Source organism: Psychrobacter sp. DWR1-2-3 (assembly GCF_049896465.1).
In the GTDB taxonomy this organism is placed as follows: domain Bacteria; phylum Pseudomonadota; class Gammaproteobacteria; order Pseudomonadales; family Moraxellaceae; genus Psychrobacter; species Psychrobacter maritimus.
In genome coordinates, this window is record NZ_JAFCUJ010000003.1 from 421,887 (window position 1) to 437,159 (window position 15,273).

General features: G+C 44.0%; 15 protein-coding genes. 12 read left to right on the plus strand and 3 right to left on the minus strand.

What is annotated here, in order from left to right; translation table 11 throughout:
- Window positions 1-47 precede the first annotated feature (47 nt).
- From ACP7AA_RS08155 to ACP7AA_RS08170, 4 genes are all read left to right on the plus strand, one after another.
- A complete protein-coding gene (locus ACP7AA_RS08155; RefSeq protein WP_426223203.1) occupies window positions 48-644 on the plus strand; it encodes a YigZ family protein in 597 nt (198 codons plus the stop codon).
- A gap of 168 nt (window positions 645-812) precedes the next feature.
- A complete protein-coding gene (locus ACP7AA_RS08160) occupies window positions 813-1,946 on the plus strand; it encodes a YheT family hydrolase (RefSeq protein ID WP_426223204.1) in 1,134 nt (377 codons plus the stop codon).
- A gap of 55 nt (window positions 1,947-2,001) precedes the next feature.
- The gene (locus ACP7AA_RS08165) at window positions 2,002-2,544 is read left to right on the plus strand and encodes an acyl-CoA thioesterase (protein ID WP_201564213.1); all 543 of its coding nucleotides are present in this window, start codon (window positions 2,002-2,004) and stop codon (window positions 2,542-2,544) included.
- Between the two features lie 221 nt (window positions 2,545-2,765).
- Window positions 2,766-3,143, plus strand: coding sequence for a DsrE family protein (locus ACP7AA_RS08170; RefSeq protein WP_426223205.1), 378 nt, complete (start codon window positions 2,766-2,768; stop codon window positions 3,141-3,143).
- Between the two features lie 138 nt (window positions 3,144-3,281).
- On the opposite strand, the gene ACP7AA_RS08175 is transcribed toward ACP7AA_RS08170, so the two are convergent.
- Window positions 3,282-4,190, minus strand: a complete 909-nt coding sequence (locus ACP7AA_RS08175; RefSeq protein WP_426223206.1) for an abortive infection family protein — start codon at window positions 4,188-4,190, stop codon at window positions 3,282-3,284.
- A 224-nt stretch (window positions 4,191-4,414) separates the two neighbouring features.
- On the opposite strand from ACP7AA_RS08175, the gene ACP7AA_RS08180 reads away from it, so the two are divergent.
- Window positions 4,415-5,458 carry an NAD(P)H-dependent flavin oxidoreductase gene (locus tag ACP7AA_RS08180; protein ID WP_426223207.1) on the plus strand — a complete coding sequence of 348 codons (1,044 nt, stop codon included), beginning with the start codon at window positions 4,415-4,417 and terminating at the stop codon, window positions 5,456-5,458.
- 70 nt (window positions 5,459-5,528) lie between these two features.
- On the opposite strand, the gene ACP7AA_RS08185 is transcribed toward ACP7AA_RS08180, so the two are convergent.
- The gene (locus tag ACP7AA_RS08185) at window positions 5,529-6,476 is read right to left on the minus strand and encodes an alpha/beta fold hydrolase (RefSeq protein ID WP_426223208.1); all 948 of its coding nucleotides are present in this window, start codon (window positions 6,474-6,476) and stop codon (window positions 5,529-5,531) included.
- 263 nt (window positions 6,477-6,739) lie between these two features.
- Between ACP7AA_RS08185 and ACP7AA_RS08190 the strand changes: the two genes are divergently transcribed.
- Entirely contained in the window at window positions 6,740-8,320 is a 1,581-nt protein-coding gene (locus ACP7AA_RS08190; RefSeq protein ID WP_426223209.1) for an MATE family efflux transporter, read from the plus strand.
- A gap of 39 nt (window positions 8,321-8,359) precedes the next feature.
- Here the strand turns inward: ACP7AA_RS08190 and ACP7AA_RS08195 are convergent, their stop codons facing one another.
- On the minus strand, window positions 8,360-9,127 hold the full coding sequence (locus ACP7AA_RS08195) for an aspartate/glutamate racemase family protein (protein ID WP_426223210.1): 768 nt from the start codon (window positions 9,125-9,127) through the stop codon (window positions 8,360-8,362).
- Between the two features lie 158 nt (window positions 9,128-9,285).
- On the opposite strand from ACP7AA_RS08195, the gene ACP7AA_RS08200 reads away from it, so the two are divergent.
- The 6 genes from ACP7AA_RS08200 (at window position 9,286) to ACP7AA_RS08225 (ending at window position 15,239) form a co-directional block, all read left to right on the plus strand.
- The gene (locus ACP7AA_RS08200; RefSeq protein ID WP_226928786.1) at window positions 9,286-9,636 is read left to right on the plus strand and encodes a DUF2798 domain-containing protein; all 351 of its coding nucleotides are present in this window, start codon (window positions 9,286-9,288) and stop codon (window positions 9,634-9,636) included.
- A gap of 115 nt (window positions 9,637-9,751) precedes the next feature.
- Window positions 9,752-10,909: a DUF2157 domain-containing protein gene (locus ACP7AA_RS08205; RefSeq protein WP_426223211.1), complete on the plus strand. Its 1,158-nt coding sequence runs from the start codon at window positions 9,752-9,754 to the stop codon at window positions 10,907-10,909.
- Complete coding sequence (locus ACP7AA_RS08210) at window positions 10,899-12,089, plus strand: DUF4401 domain-containing protein (RefSeq protein WP_426223212.1); 1,191 nt, start codon at window positions 10,899-10,901, stop codon at window positions 12,087-12,089. The genes ACP7AA_RS08205 and ACP7AA_RS08210 overlap by 11 nt, the downstream gene beginning before the upstream one ends.
- Window positions 12,086-12,673, plus strand: a complete 588-nt coding sequence (locus ACP7AA_RS08215) for a GDYXXLXY domain-containing protein (protein WP_426223213.1) — start codon at window positions 12,086-12,088, stop codon at window positions 12,671-12,673. The genes ACP7AA_RS08210 and ACP7AA_RS08215 overlap by 4 nt, the downstream gene beginning before the upstream one ends.
- A gap of 314 nt (window positions 12,674-12,987) precedes the next feature.
- Complete coding sequence (locus ACP7AA_RS08220; protein ID WP_201623992.1) at window positions 12,988-13,965, plus strand: zinc-binding dehydrogenase; 978 nt, start codon at window positions 12,988-12,990, stop codon at window positions 13,963-13,965.
- Between the two features lie 293 nt (window positions 13,966-14,258).
- The gene (locus tag ACP7AA_RS08225; RefSeq protein ID WP_426223214.1) at window positions 14,259-15,239 is read left to right on the plus strand and encodes a zinc-binding dehydrogenase; all 981 of its coding nucleotides are present in this window, start codon (window positions 14,259-14,261) and stop codon (window positions 15,237-15,239) included.
- Window positions 15,240-15,273: the final 34 nt, after the last annotated feature.

Sequence of the window (15,273 nt, forward strand, 5' to 3'; positions counted from 1 at the left end):
GTGAAAGTCAGACCAGTTTACCATATCCAACCTAAGCCTGATGAAATATGAGCTATCAAACGCTAAAACATGCCGTCACTACTCGCTTGGAAATTAAAAAATCCGACTTTATTACTTATGCTTATCCTGTGACCTCACGTGAGCAGGCGATGTTTCACGTGGAACAACTACGTCAAAAATATGCCGATGCCCGCCATCACTGCTGGGCGTATATCATTGGTGACCCTAATAATACCACCAGTGCCGGCTTTGACGACGATGGCGAGCCAAATGGCACCGCAGGAAGACCGATATTAAATGTTTTGCAGCATAAATCTATCGGTAACGTCATTATCATCGTGGTGCGTTACTTTGGTGGTATCAAACTCGGTGCCGGTGGTCTCACCCGCGCTTATGCAGGCTCAGCGCAAGCGGCCGTCGATGAGATGGTTTTGCTGCCTTATGTGCCGATGATACAAGTACAAATATTGGCAGAATTCGCCACCGAAGCCCAGTGCCGCTATGTAGTAGAAAGCTTAAATGGCAGTATCGATGATGTGACTTATAGTAAGCAAGTGACATTGACCATAACGCTCGCTGAGGCAGATATCGACAGCTTAAAAGAACGTCTTGCGATGGATGGGCGTGTCTTAGATAAACCGTAAGATATGCGTATTTTTGATTAGCTGTTTTTAACGAACTATTTTGAGTAGAATTGTTTTGAATAATATTGTTTTGAGTAACCATGCGTTCACTGAAAATCATTGGTTTTAACCTTGGCAGTCGGTATGATAAGTCACTGTTTTTTATAACAACTCATATAAGACTGTCCTATGCCAACTTCAAAACCAACCAAACCTTTCTCGCCCGCGCCGTTTAAACCGCCCTTTTGGCTGAGCAACCCGCATTTGCAAAGCATCTTGCCGAAGTTTTTTGCGCCTAAGACGCCAAGCTACCGCCGTGTGATTAAGCAAGATTCATTGTGTGAAACTGATATCGCTTATGACTTTTACGATGCCCATCCTGTCCAAGTTTTAGAAGATTCAGAAAACGGCAAACTTGAGCAAACACCACTAATCGTGCTATTTCATGGTATGGAAGGCAGCAGCGATAGCCATTATGCGCGCGCCTTGGCGTATCAGATGCATGCGCAAGGGTGGCATTTTGTTGTGGCGCACTTTCGTAGTTGTGGCGGTATTCCCGCTAACGGCAGCGTTTTTTATAACGCTGGCGACACGGGCGAGGTGCATCATATGTTAGAAAACTTGCGCGAAAATTACGCGCATATTTACGCAGTGGGCGTGTCACTTGGCGGCAATGCCTTAGCAAAATATATGGGCGAATATGGCGATAACACGCTATGCGAGGGTGCAGCCGTGATTTCTGCGCCGGTCGATATGTCGTCCGCTGCGATTACCATGCACAGCTTTTTAAGCCACCGGATTTATACGCCGTATTTGCTCAATCCCATCATAAAAAAAGCACTGGCCAATGATTTAAGCCAAGACGAAATCAACTCTATCAAAGCGGCCAATCGCATCAGTGATTTTGACGATATCTTCACCGCCCCGCGTCATGGCTATCGCTCTAAAAACGACTATTATCACTCATCTTCTGCCTTGCCATATCTAAGGAATGTCACGCGCCCGCTACTACTCATTAGCGCCAAAGATGACCCCTTTATTGGTTTTACCGCCACGCCAAATGATGTCTCAGATAGCGTCACCATTTTAGATACCGAACACGGTGGCCATATTGGCTATTTACGCTATCGTTCAGACAGTCAGGCAAAAAACGCCCAATCGACTAACGCCCAATCAACTAATGATAATGCTAAAACCAAGCAAGCGGGCAGCAATGGTAAAAAAGCAAAAACCTCAAAATTCGATATCAATTGGATACCCGAAACCGTCAGTGCTTATTTTAATCATATTGGTGTAGCCTCTAAGACTTATAATAACGATTGATAATTTGGCAAACCGCAATTCTATTATTTAAACTTTAACCCTTTGAGACTGTGCTATGTATCCATTTATCCGTTATGCCAGCACCATCGCCCATGCCGCGCTGCAAGTAAAAAAAGGCAATACCTTAACGTTTAAAGATACCAGCGAGATTACCTTTCGCTGTCGTTTGACGGACATTGATAATTTTTTAGAGATGAATAATGGACGCGTGCTGACCCTTTATGATTTGGGGCGTACCGACTTTGCGGTACGGAGCGGGCTTGGTAGTCAACTGCTTAAGCAGCGTTGGGGTTTGGTCGTTGCTGGTAGTACCATCCAATATCGCAAACGCATTCGCGCTTTTGATAAGGTAACGATGAAAACTCATATCGTCGGTTTCGATGAGCGCTGGATATATATCGAGCAGTCGATGTGGGTAAAGGGCAAGCCTTGCTCATCCGCCCTACTACGTACCGGCGTCACCGAAGGCGGCAAAGTCATCGAGACCTCGCGTATCTTAGCGGCGTTAGATCAGGCGGATTGGCAGCTACCGCCGAGCGGCTATGTGGCAGAATGGATAGTCAGTGATGCCGACCGCCCGTGGCCGCCGCAAGCTTAAAGCCAATTATTCAATGGTATTGGTAAGTCACAAGCAAATATTCACAACTACGTAACCTTATAGCTACTGTATAGCTACTATTTTCTAACAGGACATTATATAAATACATATAGTAAATGTTAGGATAGTAGTGAGTTCCCTACTCAACTGAATACTCTTTAATTAGAAAATAGTCTAATTAAAAAGAAGCTAATTAAAAACAGTCTAATAAGGAAAATAACATGGTTAATAATACGGATTATGTCGGAACATTATTTGATAATAGTGACTCAAACCCAAGTAAAATCACCTTAGCCTTTACCATGGCAGGTGTCGCGCTTAAAAAAGGTCACTCTGCCTCAGTAATATTGATGGTAGACGCGGTACATTTGGCCTTACCGAACGCTTTAGATAATGTCAATATTGGCGCGCCATTTGAACCTGCGGGCGAGTTGCTAGAAGCTTTTATTGAAAAAGGTGGTCAGGTATTGGTCTGCGGCGCGTGTATGAAACACAATGGCGTAGAAGAATCAGCCATTGATAAACGCTTCACCGTCATCAGTGGTGATGATATGGTTGAGCTGCTGATGAATGCGAAGGGTTCTTTACAGTTGAATTAAATTGTAGTTAAATCAAGCACTTAATCTAAGTAAATAGTTTATAAAAATGGGTCGGCTTTCTTAATTATCTTTTTGATGGTTGGGAACTGACCATTTTTTTATCTTTTGACTAAGCACAATTAGTTTAGCGACTAAGTTTTAATTATCTTTTCTAATTTCGTGTGTTTCCAATAAGTATATAGCTAAGGTAGAGGCTGCTCCGACTGCTAACTTAGCGTGCCTAGGTTGTAAACCTTTAAATTCACTATCTTTACCGTGACCACTGCCGTATTCATTTCTAACTTCTGCAATTCCTTGAACTACAGAGGATAAGCTGCCTAAAATCTGTCTTATTGAACTCGCTGCTTTTGCTTCGTTTGATATATCATCAGGCGTAAGTTTAAGCAGTTTTGTAGTCTCTCTCATCAATTTAGATAAGTCCCAGTTTTTATTGCATACTTCTTGCCTACTTTTGAATATGGATTTACAGGCAGTTTCAATCAACTCTTTCGCTATTCCTATAGCCTGATAAGGAGAAGTTTCAATTGATGATTCCATTAGATTAATCTGCTGGGAAACATAGTCAGCATTAAAAATAATCTTTATTTCGTTACCTTTTCTCTCGATTGATGCTTTGCCCGTATACTTTATTCTGCCACTAAAAACTGGTTTATTAGAGATACGTGTTCTCTCGACAATTTCAAATCCATCATTACTTAGGCTCTCATTGAATATATTGTGAATTTTCTCCACTTCATGTAAGTGTCCCCTTACTACGGGATGTATCATTTCACATAAAAAGTTTAGAAAAGAATCATCTTCACATTTTAACAAATTAAACCTTTCATCATTAAAGATCCAGTTGTCCTCCCAATCATTGTTATTAAATCTGTGTTGCCAGATATCACCTGCTGCGTTCGAAAACCTAGGGTCTGTTGAAGGCATACTTTCCAAATCGTAAAGCCTAGATAAAAATTCTGTTTCATCTAGCTTTCCTGCCCACCATATATCTTCTATACTTAAAATATCAAATATATCACGTCGAGTAATTTGAGAGATTTTATTCATTATTTATTTCAACTTTCTTTGGTTAGATACTTTGACGATATCAAGTATATGAGTTAATAGCTTTTAACTACAGTTTTATAGTCAATTTTCTTAACTACAAAACTGTAGTCAAAGCCCACCCTTCCTATTCAGCAACTAAATACACATTATCTAACACGCACGCCGTTCAGCTTTGCTAAAGTAAGTCATGCAAACCTCCTCATAAAATAACAAGGAAGCCGGTCATGACCTTACTAAACACCTTTGATTTAACCTATCCTATCGTGCAAGCACCGATGGCAGGTGCCACCACGCCTGAGCTGGCGGCAACGGTCAGTAACTTTGGTGGTCTGGGTTCATTGGGAAGTGGCACGACGGCGCCAAATGTTTTAAATGAACATATTAATACTCTTAAATCGCTCACCAACCGCCCTTTTATGATTAATCTGATGGTGTTATCCGAGCATGACTCTAATACCTTGGACAGTCCAATTCCTGCTTGGCTAACTAAGTACTATCAAGAACAAAATATCGAAATGGCGTTACCTAAACGTCCTGCGCTAAGCTTTGCAGAGCAGCTACAAGTGCTGTATGACAATCCAGTTCCTGTCGCTAGCTTCACCTTTGGTATTATCAGCGCCGAGCAAGTTCAGAGCTTAAAGGATTTAGGCACGCGCGTCATTGGTACTGCCAATCACCCGATGGAGGCGAAAGCATGGGCGGAGATTGGCGTCGATGCGGTATGTGTACAAGGCGTAGAAGCTGGCGGCCATCGCGGTGGCTGGTTGCCACAAAGCGCAAACGATCCAATGGGATTATTGACGTTGATTAGTCAAACGCGGGCTTGCACCGATATTCCTTTGATTGCAGCAGGCGGGATTATGACGGGGCAAGCGATTAAAGCGATTCAAACAGCAGGTGCTGAGCTGGCGCAAATAGGCACGGCTTTTTTGACTACCGATACATGCGGTATTAATGATACGTATAAACAAGCGCTACTCGATGCCGGTCTGGGTAAGCGCAGTAGCGAGACACGTTTGACGCGGCTGTTTTCAGGTAAGCAAGCGCGCGGGTTGTTAAATGACTATTTGCGCGATTTTGGTCAATTTGAGAGCGCGCATGAGTTACCGCCCTACCCACAATTAAATGCGATGACCAAAAACTTGCGTGCTCATGCAAAAAGCAACCTCGATGCAGAACATCAGTCTTTATGGGCAGGACAAGGGGTCGCTTTGGTCAGACAAGAGAGCACGATTGAATTACTAGAGCGACTGGTAAAAGATTTATAATTTAATTAAGGTAGGCTAAGTTTTTAACCCAGCCTACCTTAATTTAAACCAACTTATTCAATCTAGATTATTACTTATTAAGCTTCTCACGAAACGCTTTGTAGTCATCCGCAGTCTTCTCAAGTGCTTCGACCATCGGTACATGACCGACTTCTGGCATCATAATGACTTCTGATTGCGGGATGATTTCTTTTATCAGCTTGACCGTTTCGGGCTTGATGATCTGATCTTTCTCGCCCCACACCACTAGCGTCGGAATCTTATATTGTGCGATGATTTTGGCGCGCTCTTCGACATTATCGGTGACGATTTGCTCGAGGATTTTGGCGTGCAGTTCTTTATTAGCGATACGTTCTTGGGCAAATACCGCTTTGACCGATTTTGGCAAATATGGCGGCTTATACATGACAAAATCGTACATTTTATAGAAGTCTTCATTACTATTAATCAATAGCGGATTGTTCTCTAACGTTGCGCCTGCAAGTGCTTCGTGAATACCAGCCGACCAAAACCCCGCGCTATCGACCAACCATAAGCTTTTGACCTCTTTAGGATATTTCGCGGCGTAAGCAACACTGATAGCGCCGCCCATCGAGTTGCCACCGACATGAATGTTGGATACTAAGCCTTTAGCTTGTAGCAGCTCGTGTAAGCGCGTTGCTTGCGCCTCCGAGCGATAATCGGTGCTCATCGGTTTGCTCGACGCACCAAAACCAAGCAGATCAGGAATGATCAGATGATAGCCGTCTAACTGACGCGCGATACGGGTAAAATTGTCTTTATTACCGCCGAAGCCATGAATCAGTAATAAAGGCTCGCCAGTAACGTTGCCGTTTTCTGCATAGACCATCTTATCGCCAGAGGCTAACGTTAGCGATTTAATTTCTAAATCAGACTTGTTACGCTCATATTGGATAATCTTTTGCGTGGTATTGACCGCTAACTGATTGGGCGCGGTGGTACAACCGACCATAGAAAGACTAAAAACCGCGGCAAGGCACAGGCGTTTTAAGAGCATCGAAACATCCTTGTTATAGTTGGTAGATAGAGATAAAAAAGTTAAAATCGCAATCTTAGCATAAGAGTATTAATAACTAGCTTACTGGGTCAACAACTTATCACTATTTATCATCGTTTAATTTTAATACTACTATCACCTATCAATACATTATATAAAAAAACGTTACCAGTCTAACCAAGATGCTATAGGCAAGGTCATCTATAATAAGGGTTTTTATGTCATAAAATACGGCCAATCTGGATGGCGCACAAGGATAAACATTGAGTAAAACAACTGCCTCTACTGCCAAAAGCCATGACCTCACCCAAGGGTCAATTGCCAAAACCATGCTACTATTTGCCTTGCCAACCCTTGGCTCATCGGCCTTGCAGTCGTTGAACGGCTCGATTAATGCCGTCTGGGTAGGTCGATTTTTAGGGGAAGAAGCGCTGGCTGCGACGGCAAATGGCAACATCTTGATGTTTATCCTCATCTCCTTCGTTTTCGGTTTTGGTATGGCGGCGACTATTTTGATTGGTCAAGCCATGGGGCGCCGTAACGATACGATGGTGAAAAGAACCATGGGCACCGCGCTGGGTAGTATTATTCCAATCAGTATATTGGTGTCGGCAATCGGCTGGCTATTTGCTCCACTGCTGCTTAACCTGCTTGGTACGCCAGCAAGTGCGGTAGAGCTTGCGCTGACCTATCTGCGGATGATTTTTGTAGCGATGCCTGTCACTTTAACTTTTACGCTGATCATGATGGCACTACGCGGAACGGGCGACTCTACCACGCCGCTTTGGTTTATCATTATTTCGGTGATTATCGACCTGATTTTGACGCCGGTGTTGATTTTGGGTATCGGCCCCTTCCCTAAATGGGGTATCTTTGGCTCGGCTTTTGCAACTGCTGTCGCCAATGCTCTAGCGCTGATTGGTATGATTGTCACTATGTATTTGCGTGGTTCTGTGCTGACACTTAAGTTACCCGAGCTGCGTTTTTTACGCGCAGACCGAGATATCCTAAAGTCGATGTTTTCAAAGGGTCTGCCGATGGGGCTGCAGATGATTGTTATCTCATCAGCAGCGCTCACAATGCTGTCGCTCATTAACCGCGAGGGCGTACAGACAACGGCCGCTTATAGCGCGACGCAGCAGCTTTGGACCTACGTGCAGATGCCAGCAATGGCGCTAAGTGCCGCAGCCAGTGCGATGGTTGCACAGAACATCGGTGCCAATCAATGGCATAGGGTTGCAGGTATCACGCGTTGGGGGCTTATCTTTAACGTGATATTGACGGGCGCTATGATTGGGGTGCTGAGCATTTTTGATGAAACTATTTTGGGGCTTTTCCTCGGTAGTGACAGCGAAGCAGTGCCGATTGGACGACATATCCAATTAATGGCGACATGGGGCTTTGTCTTTTTTGGCATCGCGCAAGTGCTGTTCGGTACCATGCGTGCCAATGGCTATGTGATTTGGCCGCTGATCGTTATGGTGATTTCGATGTATCCGGTGCGTCTTGGCTTTGCGTTCGGGCTTTATCCCCTACTCGGCACCGATGCGCTTTGGCTATCATTTCCAGCAGGCATGGTAGCAACCGCTGTGATGGGAGCGGGACTATATCTATACGGCGGCTGGCGCAAAGGTAAAAACATGCCCGCCGAAGAAGCGGCGCAAAGATCGGAGGAGTTTCGCGCCCAAACTGGCACCAGTGCATCGTTTCGTGATATTTTACCGACCACGGTGTGGAAACTGTCCCCTATACGCCGTATCACAAGGTTGCATCGTCGACTACAAAAACGCCTGCAAAAACACCGTATGAGAAGAAAGCATAAACGCTCATCGCGTGGTTTATAGATAGTAAATTCAATTGGTTTAAGCTCAAGTGTTTTAAAATCAATGACTGAGTAAAAAATCCACCGCCGCTGCTGCATGAATAGCGGTGGTATCAAATACGGCTATTGGGCTGTCTGCTTGCTGAATAAGCAGTCCAATTTCGGTACAACCTAAAATGACGCCTTCTGCACCTTCATTCGCTAAGTCTTTAATCACTTGGCTATAATACTGGCGTGAGCTATCAAGAAACTGCCCTTGGCACAGCTCATCATAGATAATCCGATGCACCTCTGCCCGAGCATCATTTTCCGGTATCAAAACTTGCAAACCAGCATTAATAAGGCGCTGCTTATAAAAGTCTTGCGTCATCGTAAACTGCGTACCCAAGAGCGCAATCTTAGTCAAACCTTGCGCTTGAATAGCTTTAGCTGTGGCATCAACGATATGAATAATCGGCAGATTGGTCGCGGCTTGGACGTCATCGATGACTTTATGCATGGTGTTAGTGGCAATTAATAAGCCTTGCGCGCCAGCTGCTTGCAGACGTTTGCCGCTATTGGCCAATACTTTGCCCATTTCATCCCATGCGCCTTTTGCTTGCAGTATCTCAATCGGTGCAAAGTCCACGCTATGAATCAGTAAATCTGCTGAATGTAAATTGCCAAGTCTAGCTTTGATACCTTCATTTATCAGTCGATAATAGCTTTCGGTACTCTCCCAACTCATACCGCCGATGATGCCAAGCGTCCTTTGTTTACATGAGTTTTTGGATAAATGTTTTTCTACGTTCTGCGCTAAATTACTTGGATTGGCAGACATTTTTGTCATGATAGAGTTGTTTTGGATAGTGCTAAGTTTACTTCATCAGCATGAACAGCGACAAATTACTAAAACTGAATGATAACAATATAATAAGGCGAACTTGATGATTGATAATAACCATTTTACCTCGCCGTCATCACGCGTTATCATAGTCGCCGCTAAGCATGAGCAATGCTTTATATCATCCTCTCTCATCGCAAAATATCACGTTTACAGCAGCAGTGAAACGTGGCTCTCATCAAGCAGGACAACAGAATATTATGGCAAACTTCCCGACCGTCAGAATACGCACGCGGCGCAAATACTATCGGCTGATTTTCACCTTTTTAATGGCGCTGATGATGTCGACGATTATCTCGACGGCCCTGCTACTGATCAATGTAGGATTTGTCGAAGGCTTTTTTATCACGCTGTTTAATTCGTGGAAATATGCCTTTATGGTCGCTTGGCCGAGCGCCTATATTTGCGCCTATTTAATCCAAGAGCACCTGCTGAGTAGGATTGAGTTTTATTAAAACCTTTATAAAAGTTAGTAAACCATAAAATTTAGTAATTTATAAACTTTAGTACATTATGCCAGCGTAAAAACAGCTAAGATAGGCTACAAACCGTTTTTAATCAGAGGCGACTATGAGCCAAGCACGGCGTACTATCGAGCAGTTGCTACATCAAGGTCTTCTTCCCCTTAAAAATACCGAGGCGGCAGCAACGCACCTAGAAGTCTATCCTAGCAAACGCACCTGGCTGATATTTTTTGATAAAGCGCTGCTGATTATTGGCACGGTGGCGCTGGTACTATCCCTAGTGTTTTTTATCGCTTATAACTGGCAAAGCTTGGGCAAAATAGGTAAATTCGCCTTGGTTGAAGGGGCGCTGGTGATTACCATCGCGCTTTACGTAGCACTGTCTTTTAGGCAACTTAAACAACGGTTTCAGCTGATTCGGCAGTTATTATTGCTCATTGCTAGCATTATCACCGGTAGCTTATTGGCATTATTTGGGCAAGTGTATCAAACGGGCGCTGATACCTGGCAGCTGTTTTTTGGCTGGGCGCTATTGATTACGCCTTGGGTTTTGATTGCACGTTTCCCTGCGCTTTGGCTGCTGTGGTTAGGCTTAATCAATGCCTGTTTGCTACTCTATTTGGATGTCGCAAATCTGCGATTTATCAACCATCGCCTGCAAAACGTCTCTCAAGTAGCCATCCTTGCGCTATTTAATTTTATTGCCTTTTATAGTTGGCTTATTAGCTGCGACAATAAAAAACCTTTCTCTGCTAGCAAGTTCTTCAATCGTATTAATCCTAAAAAGTCCACCGCTGATATAACCACTAATGACGTTAAGCTTCCTCTAAACAGCTCTAAAATAAACAGCTCACCAACCAAACCCAGCTTGCACTGGAGTACTTATGTCGTCGGTTCATTAAGTACGTTTTTTATGACGTATCTGGCGATTGTCACAGTCTTTGATAATGGCGATATCTGGGCAACGCTTATCGCTATCATAGTGTGGTTAGGTTGGTGCGGCTTTATGTTTTGGCACTTTTATCAGCGCCGTCTTGATTTACTGATGCTGACTTATTTGTCATTTTCTATCATTACTGTGGTGATGTTTTGGGTCGGTAAATGGCTGTTGGAGGGTTTTGACGCGGGTGGGTTTTTGATATTAGCCTTGCTACTTATTGGCATGAGCTCGTCGGCAGTTATGTGGCTACGTAAAATTGCCCGTATCAAGAACGATGACACTGCTCCTCATACTGTAATCAAGGGGAACAGTGATGAACAATGAGATGAATAATAATATCAACCATAACGAGCAAAATCGTGACCTTTTGCTATTGCAACAGCAGGGATTGATCGACGCGCAAAATGTCAGTGATGAGCTTTTAAGTAGTGCTGAATCTGAAGCGCGCAGCCCGTGGTTTATCAGCTTACTTTTTGGTATGAGTGGTGTATTAGCCAGTCTGTTTTTTATCGGGTTTTTGACCTTATTATTAGATAACACCGGTTTGCTGGATAGTACGCTAGCGGTATTTATTATCGGCGGCATATTAAGCGGCATTGGTGGATTCTTATTTTATAACGCGCGCAGTCGCCATAGCGCTTTTTGGAATAGCTTAGCCTTTGCAATTACGCTAGCAGGTCAAGGTTATATTGCCTATGCTTTACTGGCGAGTGAGATTACAGAGCCACTCAATATAGGGCTACTGCTCCTTGTGCAACTGTTGATGACTGTTGTAATAGCCAATTTTATCTATCGTTTATTGAGCGCAACCTTAGCCTTAAGCTGCCTATTTTACTTATTAAATTATTATCATTTATCCGAAGTCAGTTTAGGATTATTGGCATTAATCACTAGCGTGACTCATTTACAACGCTATAGGCTAGCTGCATTTATCCCGACCAAATGGCGAATGGACGCTCTAGAAATTACCAATGCTATTGGCTATGCGAGCGCCTATGTTTTGCTCAGTGTTTCCGTCTATTTTATCGCTGCTGAATATGGCAATAGCTTTGCCAACTTTAATAGCCTTGATAGTGATGGAGAAGCCTTTAGCTATAACTACTACCTAGCACAAGGGCTATTAACGCTTGCCAGCCTTTATGCCGCTTATTTCATTCTAAAGCGCTATCACATCAAACTACTATCAGCAGCAGGACGGCTCATTAGCGCTGCGATTGTATTACTTGGGATAATGTCTATTTATGTCTCAGGCTTATTGGCCACCAGTTTGATTATCATTATCGCCACTGCCAATAGCCAGCGCGTGCTGTTAGGACTGGGCATTATTGCCTTGGTCGGTTATATCTTTTGGTATTACTATCAGCTCGATACTTCTTTATTGGTCAAATCCGCATCTATGCTGGTCATCGGTATCGCGCTATTACTGCTGCGCTGGGTGCTTATCAAAGGCTATTTTGCGCATATAAAACCGAGTGCTAACGACAATCAGGAGCGGCTGTCATGAATAATAAAATTTTGACCAAACGCTTGATTAAGGACACATCGAGTGCGCATTGGCTACAAAAACCGGCAGTCACGATTATTATTGCCCTCCTTGGATTGGCGCTCGTATTGGTGGTGATGACGAGGAATATTATTAAATATGAAGCCCATCTTACGACTGGCGATACTGTCTTATTAGCGCTTGCACCCGTTGATCCACGCGGCTTTATGCAAGGCGACTATATGACGCTTAGCTATGCGCTAGAGCGTGACGTATTTGCCGCCTTAAATAGAGACCCCGGTAGCTATCCTACTAATGAAGATGGCTATGTCATTGTTGCCTTAGATAACAATAAAGTCGCACAGTTTATGCGCTTAGCGGCTAATCAGCCTAAAGGTTTAGCGACTAATGAGATGGCGATTCACTATCGTATCCGTAACGGCGCAATGCAGCTTGCGACCAATGCTTTTTTCTTCCAAGAAGGTCATGGCGAAGCGTTTGAGGCGGCAGAATATGGGCTGTTTCGGGTTAATGATAAAGGCGAGCCGCTACTGACCAATTTAGTAGATGACAACTTTAAAGTGATTAGTCCAAAAAATGATTAATCCAAAAAGGGATTAATCTAAAGTAGCCTAATATAGTTGATTCAAGTCAAAAAGAATACAGCGCTGTTTTTAACGTGCCTTTTTTTATATTGAACTAACTATACCGCGCAAATTGCTAATAACTCAAAATCAATGCTGCTGTAAATGCTACCAATTGTCGCGCTAAAACCTTTATAACTGTCAATCGATGACAACCCTGCTTTACCAAAGTGATATTGCGATAAGTAAGCAGGGTTTGTTACTGTTGATGGCTGCAAATTCATTAGCTCGTTAAAAACATTTGAAAAAACTTAAAAATTAAAAAAGGATTTATCATGCGTAGTGCAACTTATAACGAATTTGGCAAACCAACTGAAGTACTAAGCCTCGGCGACCGCCCTATCCCAGAGCCCAAGGCTAATGAAGTCCGCGTCAAAACCATTCTCGCCTCCATCCATAATCATGATCTGCTTACCATTCGTGGTAAATATGGCTTTAAGCCTGAGATGCCGGCTATCGGCGGTAGCGAAGCGTTGGGTATCATCGACGCCGTTGGTAGCGACGTTAAAGACTTAAAAGTCGGACAGCGCGTGGCTGCTGCCAGTGTGCAAGCAACGTGGGCAGAGTATTTTGTCGCATCCGCCGATATGGTCTTTGCTGTCCCTGATAGCTTAAAAGATGAAATGGCGGCGCAGTTAATTGCCATGCCGCTCAGTGCTTTAATGCTGCTGGAATTCTTAGAAGTAGAAAGCGGTCAATGGGTTATTCATAACGCCGCAAATGGTGCCGTTGGTAAATCACTTGCGATGTTGGCTGCCGCGCGCGGCGTTAATACCATTAATCTGGTACGCAGTAGCGATGCGATTAAAGAGTTAGACACCCTTGGTATCAAAAATAACATCAATACCGAAGATGACGATTGGAAAGAGCAAGTCCGACAAATCATCGGCGATGATAGCATCAGCGCAGCGGTCGACTCTGTCGGCGGAGAAGCAAGCGGTGACTTATTATCGCTACTCGGTCATGGTGGCACTTTGGCATCTTTTGGCATCATGTCAGGCCAGCCAATGGTGCTTAATCCGACGCATCTAATCTTTAAACAAGCCATCGTAAAAGGGTTTTGGGGCAGTAAAATCAGCCAAGAGATGAGTGTCGAAAATAAACAGCGCTTAATCGATGAGCTTATCGAACGGGCAACCAGTGATAAATTGCATTTGCCTGTTGAGGCTGTGTTTGATTTAGCTGATATCACCAAAGCTGTCGATGGCAAATTGCAGTCAGGCAAAAAAGGTAAGGTATTGCTAAAGCCTTAAACTATCATTCATTTATCATTTAGCTAGCCTTCGTTTTATTGACAATGGCAGCGTTCTTTATAGTGAGAGCGCTGCCATTTTTTATGGCTTATTTTGCGGTTATAACTCTGCACCTTCTTCAGCTTGCACCTTTTTATAACATTTTACCGTTCTAAACAGCGGGCAACGTTCATTTACCAAAGTCAGGTTGCGGGTATCAATCCCTACTTGTTAAGGTTGATGAGTGATTAATTATCATCGTTTCAAAATTAATAATTAACGATATTTATCTAACAATAAAAAAGGATATAAATATGCGCAGCGTAACCTATAACGAATTTGGCAAACCGTCAGAGGTACTCACCATCACTGATAGCCCGATGCCAGAGCCAAAGGACAACGAAGTCCGTATCAAGACTATTCTATCTTCCATCCATAACCACGACCTCATCACTATTCAAGGCCAATATGGCACCAAGCCAAAACTGCCCGCACTCGCTGGCAGCGAAGCCGTGGGTACTATTGAGGCTATCGGCGCTGGCGTCAAAGGTATGCAAGCGGGTCAGCGTGTGGTGGTCACCGGTGTCGAAGGCACGTGGGCCGAGTACTTCACCGCCCCTGCTAGCAGCGTCATCCCTATACCGGATGCCATCGATGATGAAATGGCCGCGCAGCTTATCGCCATGCCGATGAGCGCCTTGATGCTCATTGAGTTTTTAGAATTAGAAGAAGGTCAATGGGTCATTCAAAACGCTGCCAATGGCGCAGTTGGCGAATCGCTTGCGATGTTGGCTGCTGAGCGCGGTATCAATACCATCAACGTCGTGCGTAGTAAAGAGTCAGCAAACGAGCTGACCGAAATTGGTATCACTGAAAATAACGTGGTGAGCGATGATGACGACTGGAAAGATCAAGTCCGTCAAATTATCGGTGATGCAAAAATAAGCGGCGCGGTCGACTCTGTCGGCGGTCAATCTGGCGGCGACTTACTAAGCTTACTCGGTCATGGCGGCATCATGGCAGCGGTGGGTGCGATGTCTGGTCAGCCACTCGTGCTCAATCCGACTCATCTTATCTTTAAGCAAGCGACACTCAAGGGGTTTTGGGGCGGTGCATTGATGCAAAAGATGGATTCGGATAATAAAAGCCGTTTAATAAAAGAGCTTATCAAGCGCGCTGCCAGCGGTAAATTAAAGCTACCAACAGGCGGCATCTATACGCTGGATAATATTAAAGAAGCGGTATCTGGCAAGGTGCAATCTGGCAAAAAAGGCAAAGTATTGTTAAAGCCATAATATAGTTCGTTATAAATCCACTCAAATAAAAGTG